This is a genomic window from Apilactobacillus bombintestini (assembly GCF_003627035.1).
Taxonomy (GTDB): Bacteria; Bacillota; Bacilli; order Lactobacillales; family Lactobacillaceae; genus Apilactobacillus; species Apilactobacillus bombintestini.
Genome location: NZ_CP032626.1, coordinates 902,156 through 918,987, shown reverse-complemented (window position 1 = coordinate 918,987; position 16,832 = coordinate 902,156). Strand labels below are relative to the sequence as shown.

Genomic DNA, 16,832 nt, shown 5'->3' with positions numbered 1-16,832 from the left:
TTTCTTGGTTTACCCAGGAAATTGATTTTTTATTTTGCGTAAAAAGTGCTGAAAATACTGTTTTATAGGTTAATTAAGCGGTTATTATTATTGACATTTTTCAAATATAAAAGTATAGTTAATTACATAAGTAATTAACTAAATGATAGGTGGTGAACACAGATGCAATTTGACTTTAATAGTCCAGAACCTATTTTTATACAGGTAGCTACACAAATAGAAGATGCAATTTTTACTGGTGCATTTCAGGAGGGCAGTCAAGTTCCTTCAACGACTGAAATTTCTCAACAATTTAAAATAAATCCTGCTACTGTTTTAAAAGGGATGAATCAATTAGTAGATCATAATTTATTAGAGAAGCGACGTGGTCGTGGTACCTTTGTAAAATCTGGAGCACAAGAAATAATTATTAAAAATAGACAAGAACATTTTTATCATGATTATATTTTAAATTTAATTAATGAATCAAAAAAATTGCATTTGTCAGAAGATGACATCTTAACTCTAGTTAAAAGGGGATACGATAATGAGCAAGATAGAAATTAAACATTTAAACAAACGATTAATTGGCTCAAAAGAAAACATCTTAAATGATATTAATCTAACTTTTGATGGAGAAAAGATTTACGGATTATTTGGACAAAATGGTGCTGGAAAATCTACATTAATGAGCTTAATTGCCGATTATAATAAAACCACTAGTGGTGAAATACTATTAGATGGTCAAGAAATTCATAATAATCAAGCATTAATAAACAAGGTTTATTACATGAATCAAATGGATATGTTTCCTAAACACGAAAAATTGGAAAAACTATTTAAGATGATTAGTAATATCTATCCAGATTATGATTTAAGCCTTCAAAAGGAATTGATTAATAAATTTAATGTGGATATTAAGAAAACATTTAATAGTTTATCCACTGGATATAAATCTATTGTGAAAATTATCATTTCTTTATGTGTACCTTGTGAATTTATCTTACTAGATGAACCTACCTTAGGATTAGATGCTAGAAATAGGGAAGTATTTTATCGCGAATTAATTGCGTCATATAGTAAAAATCCTCGCACCTTTATTATCTCTACTCATATCATTGAAGAAGTAGATCAAATTATAAACGAAGTGGTCTTTATTAAAGATGGACGCGTAAAGATTAACAATTCAGTAGATGATATACGTAGTCAATCATATAGTGTAAGTGGCCCGGCAGAAGATGTAGATTCATACGTGCAAGGAATTCATATATTAGAAAAAGATCGTTTAGGAAGATATGAAACAGTACATTTTATGCATGAATTACCTGAAAATCCTCGTCCAGAATCTGTAGATGTGGAAAAAATGAAACTACAAAAATTATTAGTATACATTATGAATAGCGAGGAGGTTGAGTAATGACAGATAAACAGTTGAGAAAGATAGAAAGTAAAAAAGTTAAATATTTAAGTCAACAATATAGTGAGCAATTTTATAAAATATTATTAGTGGGGTTTATTAGTGGCTTAGTATACTTTTTATTTAACATGTTAAGTACAAATGATATGTTAACGTTATATTTATTCCCATATATTTTAAGTTTTTTTGCTTTTATTGGTGTATGTGTTAACTACAGTCGATTCCTTTTTGCTATGCAAATAGGAGTTACTAGAACTAACTTTTGGAAAGCAAAGATTTGGTTCGTGGCTAAAATGGCATTATTGGTTAATATTATTAATATTTTGGTTAGTGTCATAGCTATCAAACTTAATGCAGCAACTAGTATATATATGTATATGCAAACTTACTTCGGATTTTTCCATAATACGTTTATTGATGTAGTATTTATGTTCATAACTGATTATTTTGTATTATTGTTCCTAATGATGATTGTGAATACTTTTGGAACATTTGTATCATTATTTAATCGAGTGGGTAAAAGTATTTTTTATGTTATTTTCATTTTTGTATATATTTCATGGCAAATATCATTAACGAAAGAATCTTTTGTTAATGCCATAAAAGAAATTTTTAATAATTTGCATATATCTTCACTCTTATATTTCTTACTAGGGATTACAGAAAAAGGTGATTTGATTGGTAATCCAATTCATTTGATAATTACTATGATAATTTTTACAATAATTGTTACAGGGTTAAATTATTTATTCACCAAGTTAGAACAAGTTAAAAGATAAAAAAAGCAAACGACTTTTTTGAAAACATGTTATAATAAGGTTTCAAAGTTTTATTGATAGGACGGTATGAAAAATGGTTAAGAAAACACATTTGGCATTAATCTTTGGTGGAGATTCATCCGAACATGATGTTTCAAAACGTTCAGCACATAATATTTATGATGCTATGGATAAAGACAAATATGATATAAGCTTATTTTTAATTACTAAAGACGGAATTATTTTAGATGATGATGCATCTCATCGTGTATTTAATGGTGAACCAGAAGACAAGGTGGTAGATGAAGTATCTAAGGATTTAGACTTCTCTGATCCATTAGCTCCCATTAAGAATTTATCTAAAACTAAGAATATTGATGTATTCTTCCCAATTGTTCATGGTAATTTAGGTGAAGATGGAACTATCCAAGGTTTATTAAGATTACTACACAAACCATATGTAGGTAGTGGTATTCTAGAATCAGCTATGGGATTTGATAAAGATATCACTAAAAAGATGCTAACTTTAGCAAATGTTAGAAACACTAACTATCATCTAATTACTCCAGATAATAAAGATGATTTTAGTTATGCGAAGTTACAAGCTGAATTTGGCGACGTCATTTTCTTAAAACCAGCAAACCAAGGTTCATCAGTTGGTATTCATAAAGTAACCAATGAAAAGGAATTTGAAGATGGTTTAGCTGATGCATTCAGATATGACTATAAAATTCTAGCTGAACAATCTATTAATGGTCCAGAAGAATTAGAAATTTCTATTTTAGGAAATGAACATCCTATTGCATCACAAGTGGGAGCTATTAAAGTTCCAGAAGGTGATAAGTTCTATACTTATGACAATAAATTTGTGGATGCTAGTCAAGTTCAATTTGAAATTCCAGTTAATATTCCAGAAAAATTATCTGATGAAATTACTGATATGGCACTTCGTGGATACAAAGCTCTTGGCTTAAAGGGAATGGCAAGAATTGATTTCTTGGTATCTAAGGATGGTACACCATATTTAGGTGAAGTAAATACTTTACCAGGATTTACTAATATTAGTTTATATCCACAATTATGGAATGCTTCTGGTATTAGTTATACTGAGTTAATTGATCGTTTAATTGACTTAGCATATAAGGAATTTGATCGTAGAAATAATATTATTCACGACTTTAAACCATTATCATAAAATAAAAAAGGATTTCTTTTATTGAAGTCCTTTTTTTATTTAATTAATTTATGTAAAATGTGTACTAAGCTTCATTTCTTTCGTATTTATTAGTAGAGGGGAAAATATTAACTTTAATAATAAATATGGAGATGATAAATATTAATCGATGTCGCTGGAGTAATGAAGATGTTAATTTATTAATTTATCATGATGTTGAATGGGGAGTTCCTATTACCGATTCACAGAAGCTTTTTGAAAAGTTATCTTTAAATATTTTTATGGCAGGTTTATCACGAAAAACTATATTAAAAAGGCGGGATGCACTTTATAAAGCATTTAATGATTTTTCTGTGGATAAAGTTTGCAATTTTAATGAGTTAGATGTGAATAACTTATTATCCAACAATGAAATAATTCGAAATAAGCAAAAAATAAAGGCCATAATACACAACGCACAAATATGTAAGAATATTGATCTTTATGAATTAACCTGGCGTCCATTTAACTACACAACATTAGATCATTTACATAATGATAAAAGAGCAGTTAATAAAGAAGAGATTTCGTTATTTATTGCTCCTTATGTAGATTTCTTTAAAAATAAAGGTTTTAAAAGAGTGGGGCCAAATACTTTATATGCTTATTATCAAGACATTGGCGTTATTAATGATCATGATATAAATTGTTTTCGACATGATGTAATCATGAGTCGAACTAATATAAAAAATTTTAATAGTAGAATTCGCTTAAGAAAACATTGATTAGGAGGGTTTTGTTCACGATGCTTATTGATGGCATTATGATAAGAAATCGTAGAAAAGAACTAGGATTCACCCAACAACAACTGGCTAGAAAAGCTGTATGTACTCAGCCAGTTATTTGCCAAATTGAAAATGGTGAATATAATCATAAGTTAAATTTAGTTGTGATCAAAAATATTTGTAGTTTATTAATGTTAGATATAGATAAAGTAGTAAAAAGTAAGAAAAATATTAAATTACATCAATTTAAAAATATAACTATAGAGGATATGTTCTTAATGGATTACGATGTTAGGAATATATTGGCAGAAGTTGAACCGTTTTTAGAAACGCAACGAATGAAAATTCGTCATAACTATATATCTGGCATTAGACATTTTTTAAATGATAATTCTGTAGAAGCAATTAATTGTTTACAACCCGTATTGTATTTTTGGAATAATAAAAAAGAGGGTGAGTTTGAACAGTTAGTTACTATGGCATTACTGTCTTTTTCATATTTCTCTATTGAAAAATATATATTATCTACTCAATATTTAAGTGCCTTTGTTGAAATGGCCCAGTATGTGGATGATTCATACCTGGAAAGAAGTGTTATGTATAATCTTTATGCTGGATTAATATATATTTGCTATGAGAATAAATTGTTGGATTATGCAGAATACTTACATTCACTGTGTTATCACATAACGCAAAAATATATTAGATTAAGTTACCTAAAAAAGATTGCTAAAAAGAGTGAAAACAAAAAAATAGTTGATGCAGTTGATAAACTTCATCAACCAATTGATAAGTCTCCCGACTATGGATTGTTCTAAAAAAGAGCTGAATTTCAGATTCAGCTCTTTTTTATTTAGTTTATTTATTTTTCTACTTTATTTTCCAAATCGGATTTAACAATTAAAACATCACAAGCAGCTACACGAGTTACATATGATGCTACAGAACCAATTAGTAATCTTTCTGCGGCACTTTGACCATTGGCACCGATTATAATCAAGTCGGTGTTAAAGCGGTCAACTAATTCTCTTGCAATAACTGATTTAGGAGCACCATATTCAATGGAGTAGTCTACGTTTTCTACACCAGCATCTTTAGCTTTTTGTAAATATTCTTCTAAAGTTTTCTTAACTCTACTAGTTACGTCATCTAACATAGATGAATCAAAATTAGCAAGGTTAGTGAATGATCTTGTGTCGATTACATGAACGATATTTAAATTAGCATGATTACGTTTTGCAACCTCAATAGCTTTGTTAAATGCTAATTTAGAATTATTTGATCCATCGACAGGAATCATAATTTGATTGTAATCTTTTAACATACTCAATCACCTCAGCTTATTTTTTAGGAATGAAATTAACTAAAATTAATTCCATCACCAACAACATTATACAACTTAAAACCATTATTGTAGTAATAAAGAACACATTACTAAAGAATATAGCAATAAATGATAGTACAGTTAAAATAATAAATACTTTACTAAAGAATTTTACAGTTTTACTTAGAGTAGTGTTTTCTTCGGGATGCAATAACATAAATGGTTTATTTGAATGTGTGTACAAATAGCGACCGATAGTAAATAATACTAAAGTTACTATAGCTAATAATATTTTAATTAACATAATTTCTCCTATTAGTGACGTTGAGCATTTAACAACTTTTCATATTGTTGTTTAAAGGCAGTTTCAAATTTGCCATTAACTTTAGGTTGATAATAAACGTCATTTTTGATTTTATCAGGTAAATACTGTTGTTTAACCCAGTCGTTAGGGTAGTCATGGGCATATTTATAATCAACGCCATGTCCTAGTTTTTTAGCTCCTGAATAATGACTATCCTTTAAATGATTAGGAATATCACCGTAATTACCAGTTCTGACTTTTGCAATTGCTGCATCTATAGCAGTCATGGCAGAATTGGATTTAGGTGACAAGCAAAGCTCAATTATTGCGTTTGCTAATGGAATTCTAGCTTCAGGGAAACCAACTTTATTGGCAGCTTCGATAGCTGATACGGTCCTTGAACAAGCAGCCGGATTAGCTAATCCCACATCTTCGTAAGCAATAACCATTAAGCGACGACTAATAGAGTTTAAATCTCCAGATTCGATTAATCGAGCAGCATAATGTAAAGCAGCATTAACATCCGATCCTCGAATAGATTTTTGAAAGGCGGAAACTACATTGTAGTGTGCATCACCATTCTTGTTTTGAGTAAGGGCTTTTCGTTGTAAACAAGCTTCAACATCTTTTAATTGGATGTGGATTTGTTCATTTTCACTAGCATCTGTGGAATTAGCAGCTAATTCCAATGCATTTAAAGCACTTCTTAAGTCGCCATTAGTACTGGTAGCTAGAAAATGCGCTGCGTTTTCATCCAATTGGATAGGCAAATTTCCCAAACCATTTTCCTTATCATGTAGAGCACGGTCTATAGCACTCTTGATGTCTTCTTCGGTTAGGGGATGGACTTCAAAAATTTGTGTTCTACTACGAATAGCAGGATTGATATTGATATATGGATTTTCAGTGGTAGCACCAATTAAAATGATATTTCCACTTTCCAGAAGGGGAAGTAAGAAATCTTGTTTAGTTTTATCAAGACGATGTATTTCATCTAGTAATAAAACAACTGTTCCGGACATCTTAGCTTCCTCAGCTACAATTTGCAAATCCTTTTTGGTGTCAGTTGCAGCATTTAATTGCCTAAATGCATATTTTGTAGAACCAGCAATGGCACTAGCAATACTAGTTTTACCAGTGCCAGGAGGGCCATATAAAATCATAGAAGATAATATCTTAGCTTTAACCATGCGATTTATAATCTTTCCGGGGCCCACTAAATGTTGTTGGCCAACAACATCTTCAATTTTTTTAGGGCGCATACGGTACGCTAATGGATGCAATTTATCATCACCTTTTATTTAAAAATGTTTTTAAGCTTACTTAGAAAAGAAGGCTTGGAATCGTTATTTGATTCATCTTTATCATTAGATTGGTTTGAAATATTATTAGGATATTTTTCACTAAAATCAACAGGATTTACATTAATAGATTGCTTGTTAGCATAAACCACTCCGTAGTTATCTGGGGCAGTACGATAAAATGAATCAGTTTTAATAACAAATTTTACATTCTCTTGAGAAGCTAATCTAATAAATGGTGCTACTAAAGAATGATCTAAATTACCGTTAATAATTAATTGATAATCTGAATGTTCTGAAAATTCCTTTTGTAGTGCGGGAATAGCATTAGGGTTATCAAGATCTTTTATTTGTATTGCTAAAGAAACTCTTTCACGAAAAGTTCCTAAATATTTTCTTTGTTCATCAGGATTGATTTTGGGAGTACCTCCCATTGATGATTGTTCTAAACGACTACTTACATCATCTTCACTCATAATAAAACTCCTTTTGCTTTTTGATTCTATTTTATCATTAATTAAAAGAGGGTAGAAAAAAAGCGTTTTGCAAATAAATGCAAAGCGCTTTTTGTACGACAAGTATAATAAAAATTATAGCTTGTTGTAGTATTCAACGATTAGTGATGCATCAATGTCAGCATTCATTTCATCACGTTGAGGTAGTCTAGTTAAAGAACCTTCTAGCTTGTCAGCATCGAATGATACGTATTGTGGACGACCAACAACAGCATCAACGGCGTCTTTAATAATTTGTAGTTCCTTTGATTTTTCACGAACAGAAACTACTTGACCAACCTTAACTTCGTATGAAGGAATGTCAACACGTTTGCCATCAACAGTAATGTGTCCGTGGTTAACTAATTGACGAGCTTGGCGACGAGTAGTTGCTAAACCTAAACGGTAAACAACGTTGTCTAGTCTACGTTCTAGTAATACCATGAAGTTATCACCGTGACGTCCTTCTTTAATCTTACCTGCGCGAACAAATAATTTTGAGAATTGACGTTCAGTTAAACCGTACATGTAACGTAACTTTTGCTTTTCTTTCAATTGAGTACCGTATTCAGATAGCTTACCGCGACGACCTTGACCATGGTCACCAGGTGCGTATGGGCGACGAGCTAATTCTTTACCAGTACCTGAAAGTGAAATACCAAGACGACGTGAAAGTCTCCAACTTGGACCTGTATATCTAGACATAAAAATATCCTCCAATAAAAATTTTATTTGGAGTAAAATAATCATCTGTACATTTAGTATTCGTGCATATTGCTTTGCAATTTTCACCCCAGCAGCCGTGGGGGTACTCATTGAACCTAAACGGCATCAATATGTTGACGAGCTTACCGTGTACTGCTGCATTATTTTACACAAGAAATATTCTAAGGCTAATTAACCTAATTGTCAATGCTTAAGTGGCTAGTAAAGACGTCCACTACTTCTTTTAAAATTTCTTGATCTTTTTCTGAGAATCTATCGAATATTGGAGCATCAATATCTAATACTCCAAATTTAACATTATCTTTTGTAATAGGTAGTACAATTTCTGATTTACTATTTGAGTCACAAGCTATATGTCCAGGAAATTCGTTTACATTTTTAACTCGTTGAATGGTTTGTTCATTGAGAGCAGTACCACAAACACCACTACCATTCTTAATATGAACACAAGCTACCTTTCCTTGGAATGGAGCAAGTATTAATTCATCTTTTTTCTTATCGTATGTGTAAAATCCAACCCAACTAACATTTTCCAAACTTTGCATGAGCAAAGCAGAAGCATTAGCCATATTTGCTACGTTATTATTCTCATTAAATAATAATGCATCTAATTGTTTTGCTAGCATAGAATTTACTTCAGTCATAAAAGGCACCTCATGTATCGTATAATTTGGTATTTTAATAATTATCACGTATGATATAATTATATTTAGTAAGTTAGTTTATTATTAAAATGTGAAAAATACAAATGTTTAATACTGAATATTAAAAACTAATTATAAGGGGATAGGTGTAATAATGATGGATTTGGTTATTCCTGCAATAATAATAGTAGTCGTATTATTATTGGCGTCTTTTTTCTATCGTAGAAATGTATTGAATCGCTTAAAGGATGCAGACCATAAAAAAGATCAAATCTTGGAGATGCCAGTAGGGGACGAAATTGAGGCAACTTCCAAAATTAAATTAAATGGTGACGTATTAGAAGAATTTAATAGTTATAGTGATATTTATAAGAATATTTCTGAGAAAGAAATACCTGAAATCCAACAAAAATTAGTTGAAGCAGAAAACTTATTAAATAGTTTTAAACTATGGTCAGCTAATGATGTATTAGATGATGTATTTCAAAGCCTTTCATTAGTTGAAGGGCACCTAAATGATATTCGTGATGGCTTGGTTAAATTCCAAAACGTTGACAACCAAAATCATGAAGCAATCGAAAGTGTAGACAATACTATTCGTGAAATTAATCAACACTTATTGTCACAAAACTATGCTTTTGGACCAAGTAGTGAAAAACTAGAAGATAGATTGCATGATATTAAAAGTTCATATGATCAATTCGTTGATGATACATCTAATGGTGATCAAGGCGCTGCTAAGGAATTACTAAAGGGCATTTATAAGTCAATTGATGAATTGAATTATTTAATTGAACAAATACCTGATGACTATGTTGCTTTGTCTAAAGAGATTCCCAAACAACTAGATGAAATTGAACGTGGACATCGTACCATGCTACAAACTGGTTATAATTTTTCAGAAGACAATATTGATGATGAAATAGCAAATCTTAAAAAAGAATGTAAGAATAGTTTAGATAACTTAGCTAATTTAGATGTAGATGAAACTAAAGTAGCTAGTTCTAAAATAGAAGATAGCATCGATAAGATGTATGCAATCATGGAAAAAGAAATAGTTTCTAAACGTAAAGTTAGACAAAATATGAATTTAATTTCTGATTTTATTTTTCATGCTAAAAATCAAAATCGTATTTTATTAGACGAATTAGATAGACTAAGTAAAAACTATAACTTAGAACATGATGAAATTAAAAATGCTACTAAATTAGCTGACGAAATTGAAACTGTGGAAAATACTTATAATCAAGATTATCAATTAGTTTCCGATGGAAAAGCAGTATATTCAGTAATTCAAAAACATCAACAAGATGCTAAAAACAAGCTTAGTTCTATTGAAAAGCATCAAAAAGATATTAATGATTCAGTTGCTGATTTAAATAATGAAGAAAAGGTAGCTCGTGATAATTTACAAAAATTTGATTTACAATTATTAAATATTCGTAGACAAATTGATAATTTGAATCTACCTGGTTTAACTGATGATTTCTTGGAAAGATATGATTATGCATATAATAAGGTTTCAAAACTATCTTCTTCCATTAATCAAGTTAAGATAAGTATGGATGAAATCAATAAACAATTGGTTGATATTCAAGATACTATGAATCAGCTCTTAACTGATACTGATAAGATTATCGATAGTGCCATGTTAGTTGAACGTCTAATGCAATATGCAAACCGTTACCGTAATAGTAACGATGAAATCGATAGTGCATGTGCACAAGCTAAAAAGTACTTCGATAATGATTATCAATATGAAAAGAGTTTATCCACAATTGCTACAGCTATTGAAAAGGTTAATCCTGGTGCATATAAACAAATAGAAGAAGAATATTATAACGAAAAGAAAAATTAACTTTTAAAAAGAAGCAACATTGGTTTATATCAATACGTTACTTCTTTTTTTCTGTTATAATAGTCATATAAAATTTCGGAAAATACATTTATAAGAAGGGTAATAATGATATACTTTGACAACAGTGCAACTACTAAGCCAGAGCCATCTGTAGTTGCAACATATGATAAAGTTAGCGAAAAAATATGGGGAAATCCATCTAGTTTGCACCAATTTGGTGAAGAAGCATTTAATCTGCTTGAACAATCTAGATCTCAAATTGCAAAGTTATTAGGTGTTTTACCTAGTGAAATTTTATTCACCAGTGGTGGCACTGAAGGGGATAACTGGGCAATTAAAGGAACTGCAATGGAAAAGAGAGAATACGGTAATCATATTATCGTTAGCTCAGTAGAACATCCTGCAGTTGCAAACTCAGTAGAACAATTAAAACAATTAGGATTTGAAGTTACTTATCTACCTGTGGATAAAAATGGAAGAGTATCTGTGGATGACGTAAAGAAATCCATTAAACCTAATACTATTTTAGTGTCTGTTATGGCAGTGAATAATGAAATTGGTGCTATTCAACCGATTAAAGAGATTGGTGATCTCTTAAAAGATTATCCAAATATTGCTTACCATATTGATGGAGTTCAAGGTATTGGTAAAGGTATTCAAGATTTAATATTTAATGATCGTGTAGATTTTGCAACTTTCTCTGGTCACAAATTTCATGCACCACGTGGTGTAGGATTTATGTATAAAAGAAGAGGTAAGAAGATAGCTCCACTAATTACTGGTGGTGGGCAAGAAAGAAATCTTCGTAGTAGTACTGAAAATCTTCCAGCCATTGCTGCTATGGCAAGAGCATTACGTTTGTTATTAGACAATCAAGATAAAAAGGTTGCAAAACAACGTAAAATAAAGCAAAATATTTTAGAGCACATCTCTAAATTTGATAAAGTTAAGTTATTCTCTGGAAATGACGAAAAATTTGCACCACATATTTTATGTTTTGCAATTTTAGGTGTTAGAGGGGAAACTATCGTACATGCTTTTGAAAGTTATGGAATTTATATTTCCACAACTAGTGCATGTTCTTCAAAACGTCATGTAGCTTCTGGTACACTAACTGCTATGAATGTTGATGAAGATGAAGCAACTAGTGCTGTTCGTATTTCATTGGATGATCATAACACCATGGAGGAAGCACAACGTTTTAATGAAGTATTTGATACACTTTATGAAAAATTTAAGAAGATTAATTCATAGAAAGGAATTCATTGATGCAATATACTGAAATAATGGTCAGATACGGTGAATTATCCACAAAGGGTAAAAACCGTAAGGACTTTATAAGACAATTAGGCAAAAATGTCCGCCATGTGTTGCATGATTTTGATAATCTAACAGTGAGTGCTAAAAGAGATCGCCTTCATGTTACTTTGAATGGTGATGACTCAGATGCAGTTATTGATCGTCTAAAAGATGTATTTGGCATCGAAAACTTTTCACCTTCACTTAAAGTTGAAAAGAATATGGACGATGTAAAGAAAACTGTTGTCGATATGGTAAAGAGTCAATTTAAAGATGGAATGACATTCAAAATTGACACCAGAAGACAAGATAAGAACTTTCCGTTAGATACTCATGATATCAACGATGCATTAGGTGGTTGCGTTATCGATAACGTAAAAGGCATCAAGGCAAAGATGAAGAATCCTGACATTACTATTCGTGTAGAAGTTAGAATGAACGGTATTTTTCTATCTAGTGAAACCATTCAAGGTGCTGGTGGATTACCTGTTGGCACTGGTGGTAGAGCAACCATGATGTTATCTGGTGGTATTGATTCTCCAGTTGCTGCATACATGGGTATGAAGCGTGGAGTTAAATTAGATATGGTTCACTTTTACAGTCCTCCATATACTAGTCAACAAGCTTTAGCTAAGGCTAAGGAATTAACTTCTAAATTAACCAGATTTGGTGGAAATATTCAATTTATTCAAGTTCCATTTACTGAAATCCAAGAAGAAATTAAGCAAAAGGTTCCTGAAGGTTACCTAATGACTATTCAACGTCGTATGATGTTAAGAATTGCTGCGGCATTAACGTTGAGTAGACATTGTAAGGGTGTATTTACTGGTGAATCATTAGGTCAAGTTGCTTCTCAAACTTTGGAAAGCATGATGGCTATTAATGATGTAACTACAGTTCCTGTTTTAAAACCACTTCTTTCTTTAGATAAAACTGAAATAATCAAAGTAGCTAAGAAAATTGATACTTATGATCTTTCAATTTTACCATTTGAAGATTGTTGTACTGTATTTACTCCACCTGCACCAAAAACTAAGCCAAACTTAGAAAAGACAAGAGAATGCGAAAAACTAATCGATGTAGAAGGACTTATGAAACGTTCATTGGATAATGTTAAAGTAATGGACATTAAACCAGGTGAAGAATTCTTAAATTCTCAAGAAGACGTTTTCGCTGAATTACTATAAGAAAAGAGAGACTAACTATTTTAGTTAGTCTCTTTTTTTAGAATATCTTTTTGCTTGCAATTTAATCGTGTAAGTTGTATTTTTAATGAATAGAAATATCGTTAAGGAGAATATAAAAATGAAATTAACATTTATTGGAAAACCAGTAGAAACAAACAAAGAACCAATTAATGAAGGAGAATTTTTACCTGATTTTAAAGTACTAGATGCCAATGGTAATGAATTTACCAAGGATAATTTAAAGAATAAACCAGCATTGATACTAACAGTTCCTGATGTAAATTCTAGAGCTTGTAGTTTAGAAACAAAACACTTTAACCGCCGTGCTGATAAATTTGAGAACGTTGATTTTTATACAGTATCTAAAAACACTGTTGAAGATCAAAAGAATTGGTGTGCAGCTAAGGGTGTAAAAAGTATGAACTTGTTATCTGATCAAGATTTTTCTTTTGGTAAGGCAACTGGAACATACGTTAAAGATTTAGATGCTCTTGCTAGAACCGTTTTCGCCGTTGATAATGAAGGAAAAATTGTTTACAGAGAAGTTGTAAGTGAAATTGGTGAACAACCAGATTACAGAAAAGCTGAAGCTGTTGCTGAAAAGTTAAATAAATAGTGTTGACGATTCATCTAAAATTGTCTAATATATTCTGTATAGAGTTAAATGCAGAGAGCAAGAGAGTATTTCATTCTTGATTAGTCACAGAGAAAAGGTGAATAGGTGAAACACCTTTCTATCAAATGAAAGAAAGTAACTTGTTAGCATTCATATTGATATTATTAATTTAGATATGAACGGGCCATCGTTAACTGGTATAAGAGAAAGTATATTTATACTTTAAATTAGGTGGTACCGCGAGCACTTCGTCCTATTAAGGATGAAGTGCTTTTTTATTGGAGGGAGAAAAAATGGCAAAAGAAACCGAAATGTCAACCAAGTATGATCATAATGCCGTTGAATCAGGCCGTTATGACAAATGGTTGGAACAAGATGTTTTTAAACCTAGTGGAGACAAAAAAGCAAAACCTTATTCAATCGTTTTACCTCCACCAAATGTTACTGGTAAATTGCATTTAGGACATGCATGGGATACAACATTACAAGATATGTTAATCCGTCAAAAGAGAATGTTAGGTTACGATACTGTATGGGTTCCAGGAATGGATCATGCTGGTATTGCTACACAAGCTAAAGTGGAAGCTAAACTACGTGAACAAGGTATTTCACGCTATGATTTAGGCCGTGAAAAGTTTGTTGAAAAAGTTTGGGAATGGAAAGATGAATATGCAGCTACCATTAAGAAACAATGGGCTAAGATGGGTCTTTCATTAGATTACAGTCGTGAAAGATTTACTCTAGATGATGGATTATCTAAAGCTGTTCGTAAAGTCTTTGTTGATTTATACAAACAAGGATTAATTTACCGTGGTCAATACATCATTAACTGGGATCCACAAGCACAAACTGCATTGTCAGATATTGAAGTTATCCATAAGGATGATAAGGGTGCTTTTTACCATGTTAAATACCCATTCGTAGATGGAACTAAATTTAACGGTAAAGATTACATCGAAATTGCAACTACTCGTCCTGAAACTATGTTTGGGGATGTTGCTGTAGCCGTTAACCCTGATGATGATAGATACAAAGATATTGTTGGTAAAAAGATTATGGTTCCTCTAGTTAAAAGAGAAATTCCAATCATTGCTGACCAATATGTAGACCCTGAATTTGGTACTGGAATGGTTAAAATTACTCCAGCCCATGATCCTAATGACTTTAAGGTTGGTAACCGCCATGATTTGAAGCGTATTAACACCATGAATGGTGACGCAACTATGAACGAAAATGCTGGAAAATATGAAGGTATGGATCGTTTTGAAGCTAGAAAAGCTATGGTTAACGATTTGAGAGACCAAGGCTACATGCTAAAAATTGAACCAATTGTGCACGCTGTTGGACACTCAGAAAGAACTGGTGTACAAGTAGAATCAAGATTATCTACCCAATGGTTTGTTAAGATGAAACCATTAGCTGAAAAAGCTATTAAGAATCAATCAACAGATGATAAAGTTAACTTTGTTCCAGAACGTTTTGAACATACCTTTACACAATGGATGGAAAACATTCATGATTGGGTAATTTCAAGACAACTATGGTGGGGACACAGAATTCCTGCATGGTACAACAAGAAAACTGGTGAAACTTACGTTGGAATGGAAGCACCTAAAGATGCTGAAAACTGGGAACAAGATCATGATGTCCTAGATACTTGGTTCTCATCAGCATTATGGCCATTCTCAACATTAGGTTGGCCTAATGAAGATTCAGAAGACTTTAAACGTTACTTCCCAACTAATACTTTAGTTACTGGTTACGATATTATCTTCTTCTGGGTATCAAGAATGATTTTCCAAAGTTTAACATTTACTAAACGTCGTCCATTTAAAGATGTATTACTACACGGTTTAATGAGAGATTCACAAGGTCGTAAGATGAGTAAATCATTAGGTAATGGTATTGACCCTATGGATGTTATTGATAAATATGGTGTTGATTCATTACGTTGGTTCTTAGCTACTGGTAATACGGCTGGACAAGATGTTCGTTTTAGTTATGAAAAGATTGAATCCGCATGGAACTTTATCAATAAATTATGGAACGCTAGTCGTTACGTAATTATGAACTTAGGGGACATGGAAAAGCCTGAATTACCTGATTCATCAGAATGGAATTTAGCTGATAGATGGATTCTAAGTAAATTAAATAACTTAGTTAACCAAGTTACTGATTTATTTGAAAAGTACAATTTTGGTGAAGCTGGTCGTGCACTTTATGACTTTATTTGGAATGATTTCTGTGACTGGTACATTGAAATGAGTAAGGAAACTTTAAACGGTGAAGATGTAAAAGCTAAAGAAAATACTCGTAATGTATTAGCATATGTCTTAGACAAAATCTTGAAGTTAATGCACCCAATGATGCCATTTGTTACTGAAAAGATTTGGTTAACAATGCCTCATGAAGGTAAATCCATTGTGGTTGCACCATACCCAGTAAATCATGATGAATTTAATGATGCTAAAGCTGAAAAAGATATGTCAGCCTTAATTGAATTGATTAAGGTTGTTAGAAATATTCGTGCAAAAGCTAATGCACCAATGTCATCATCAATTGATTTATTAATCAAGACTGATAATGATGAACTAAAGAATATCTTTGAAGAAAACAAACACTACATTGATCGTTTCTGTCATCCAAAAGAACTAAGTGTTGGTTCTGATGTACAAGCACCTAAGTTATCAATGACTGGAATTATTACAGATGCTGAAATTAGCATTCCTTTAGCTGAATTAGTTGATTTAGATGAAGAAATCAAACGTATTCAAAAAGAAATTGAAAATTATACCTTTGAAGTACAACGTGCTGAAAAGAAACTTTCTAATGAAAAGTTTGTGGCAAACGCACCTGAACAAGTGGTTGATGCTGAAAAAGAAAAGAAAGCTGATAATCAATCTAAGTTAGATGCTGCCAAAGAACGACTTGAAGAAATTAAAAGTCAACAATAGATAAAAAAGCCGGGCATTTAGCTCGGCTTTTTT

17 protein-coding genes and 1 other annotated feature are annotated in these 16,832 nt (G+C 31.6%); of the genes, 11 read left to right on the top strand and 6 right to left on the bottom strand.

Annotation, left to right across the window (positions count from 1 at the left end; genetic code table 11):
• Positions 1 to 162 precede the first annotated feature (162 nt).
• The 6 genes from D7I45_RS04580 to D7I45_RS04555 all read left to right on the top strand — a co-directional run bounded on the left by D7I45_RS04580 (position 163) and on the right by D7I45_RS04555 (position 4,910).
• On the top strand, positions 163 to 546 hold the full coding sequence (locus D7I45_RS04580; RefSeq protein WP_120784558.1) for a GntR family transcriptional regulator: 384 nt from the start codon (positions 163 to 165) through the stop codon (positions 544 to 546).
• Positions 527 to 1,396: an ATP-binding cassette domain-containing protein gene (locus tag D7I45_RS04575; protein WP_120784557.1), complete on the top strand. Its 870-nt coding sequence runs from the start codon at positions 527 to 529 to the stop codon at positions 1,394 to 1,396. Before D7I45_RS04580 ends, D7I45_RS04575 begins: the two co-directional genes overlap by 20 nt.
• Entirely contained in the window at positions 1,396 to 2,175 is a 780-nt protein-coding gene (locus D7I45_RS04570) for a hypothetical protein (protein ID WP_120784556.1), read from the top strand. Before D7I45_RS04575 ends, D7I45_RS04570 begins: the two co-directional genes overlap by 1 nt.
• Positions 2,176 to 2,248: 73 nt before the next feature.
• On the top strand, positions 2,249 to 3,349 hold the full coding sequence (locus tag D7I45_RS04565) for a D-alanine--D-alanine ligase family protein (protein ID WP_120784555.1): 1,101 nt from the start codon (positions 2,249 to 2,251) through the stop codon (positions 3,347 to 3,349).
• 125 nt (positions 3,350 to 3,474) lie between these two features.
• The gene (locus D7I45_RS04560) at positions 3,475 to 4,092 is read left to right on the top strand and encodes a DNA-3-methyladenine glycosylase I (protein ID WP_120784554.1); all 618 of its coding nucleotides are present in this window, start codon (positions 3,475 to 3,477) and stop codon (positions 4,090 to 4,092) included.
• A gap of 20 nt (positions 4,093 to 4,112) precedes the next feature.
• Positions 4,113 to 4,910, top strand: a complete 798-nt coding sequence (locus D7I45_RS04555) for a helix-turn-helix domain-containing protein (protein ID WP_120784553.1) — start codon at positions 4,113 to 4,115, stop codon at positions 4,908 to 4,910.
• Between the two features lie 44 nt (positions 4,911 to 4,954).
• Here the strand turns inward: D7I45_RS04555 and D7I45_RS04550 are convergent, their stop codons facing one another.
• From D7I45_RS04550 to D7I45_RS04525, 6 genes are all read right to left on the bottom strand, one after another.
• Complete coding sequence (locus tag D7I45_RS04550; protein WP_120784552.1) at positions 4,955 to 5,416, bottom strand: universal stress protein; 462 nt, start codon at positions 5,414 to 5,416, stop codon at positions 4,955 to 4,957.
• A gap of 16 nt (positions 5,417 to 5,432) precedes the next feature.
• Positions 5,433 to 5,720 carry a hypothetical protein gene (locus D7I45_RS04545; RefSeq protein ID WP_120784551.1) on the bottom strand — a complete coding sequence of 96 codons (288 nt, stop codon included), beginning with the start codon at positions 5,718 to 5,720 and terminating at the stop codon, positions 5,433 to 5,435.
• Between the two features lie 11 nt (positions 5,721 to 5,731).
• Positions 5,732 to 6,982, bottom strand: coding sequence for a replication-associated recombination protein A (locus tag D7I45_RS04540; RefSeq protein ID WP_120784887.1), 1,251 nt, complete (start codon positions 6,980 to 6,982; stop codon positions 5,732 to 5,734).
• Between the two features lie 35 nt (positions 6,983 to 7,017).
• Entirely contained in the window at positions 7,018 to 7,497 is a 480-nt protein-coding gene (locus D7I45_RS04535) for a YueI family protein (RefSeq protein WP_120784550.1), read from the bottom strand.
• A 114-nt stretch (positions 7,498 to 7,611) separates the two neighbouring features.
• A complete protein-coding gene (gene rpsD, locus D7I45_RS04530; RefSeq protein ID WP_120784549.1) occupies positions 7,612 to 8,220 on the bottom strand; it encodes a 30S ribosomal protein S4 in 609 nt (202 codons plus the stop codon).
• A gap of 197 nt (positions 8,221 to 8,417) precedes the next feature.
• Positions 8,418 to 8,885 carry a GAF domain-containing protein gene (locus D7I45_RS04525; RefSeq protein WP_120784548.1) on the bottom strand — a complete coding sequence of 156 codons (468 nt, stop codon included), beginning with the start codon at positions 8,883 to 8,885 and terminating at the stop codon, positions 8,418 to 8,420.
• Between the two features lie 154 nt (positions 8,886 to 9,039).
• Here D7I45_RS04525 and D7I45_RS04520 point away from each other — a divergent pair, with 154 nt between their 5' ends.
• The 5 genes from D7I45_RS04520 to D7I45_RS04500 all read left to right on the top strand — a co-directional run bounded on the left by D7I45_RS04520 (position 9,040) and on the right by D7I45_RS04500 (position 16,799).
• A complete protein-coding gene (locus D7I45_RS04520; protein WP_120784547.1) occupies positions 9,040 to 10,743 on the top strand; it encodes a septation ring formation regulator EzrA in 1,704 nt (567 codons plus the stop codon).
• Between the two features lie 105 nt (positions 10,744 to 10,848).
• Positions 10,849 to 11,997 (top strand): cysteine desulfurase family protein, encoded by a 1,149-nt coding sequence (locus tag D7I45_RS04515; protein WP_120784546.1) that lies wholly within the window; start codon positions 10,849 to 10,851, stop codon positions 11,995 to 11,997.
• Positions 11,998 to 12,011: 14 nt separating this feature from the next.
• Positions 12,012 to 13,229, top strand: a complete 1,218-nt coding sequence (gene thiI, locus D7I45_RS04510; protein WP_120784545.1) for a tRNA uracil 4-sulfurtransferase ThiI — start codon at positions 12,012 to 12,014, stop codon at positions 13,227 to 13,229.
• A gap of 118 nt (positions 13,230 to 13,347) precedes the next feature.
• Positions 13,348 to 13,845 (top strand): thiol peroxidase, encoded by a 498-nt coding sequence (locus tag D7I45_RS04505; RefSeq protein ID WP_120784544.1) that lies wholly within the window; start codon positions 13,348 to 13,350, stop codon positions 13,843 to 13,845.
• Between the two features lie 44 nt (positions 13,846 to 13,889).
• Positions 13,890 to 14,104, top strand: a binding site (T-box leader).
• A 34-nt stretch (positions 14,105 to 14,138) separates the two neighbouring features.
• Entirely contained in the window at positions 14,139 to 16,799 is a 2,661-nt protein-coding gene (locus D7I45_RS04500) for a valine--tRNA ligase (RefSeq protein ID WP_120784543.1), read from the top strand.
• Positions 16,800 to 16,832 lie beyond the last annotated feature (33 nt).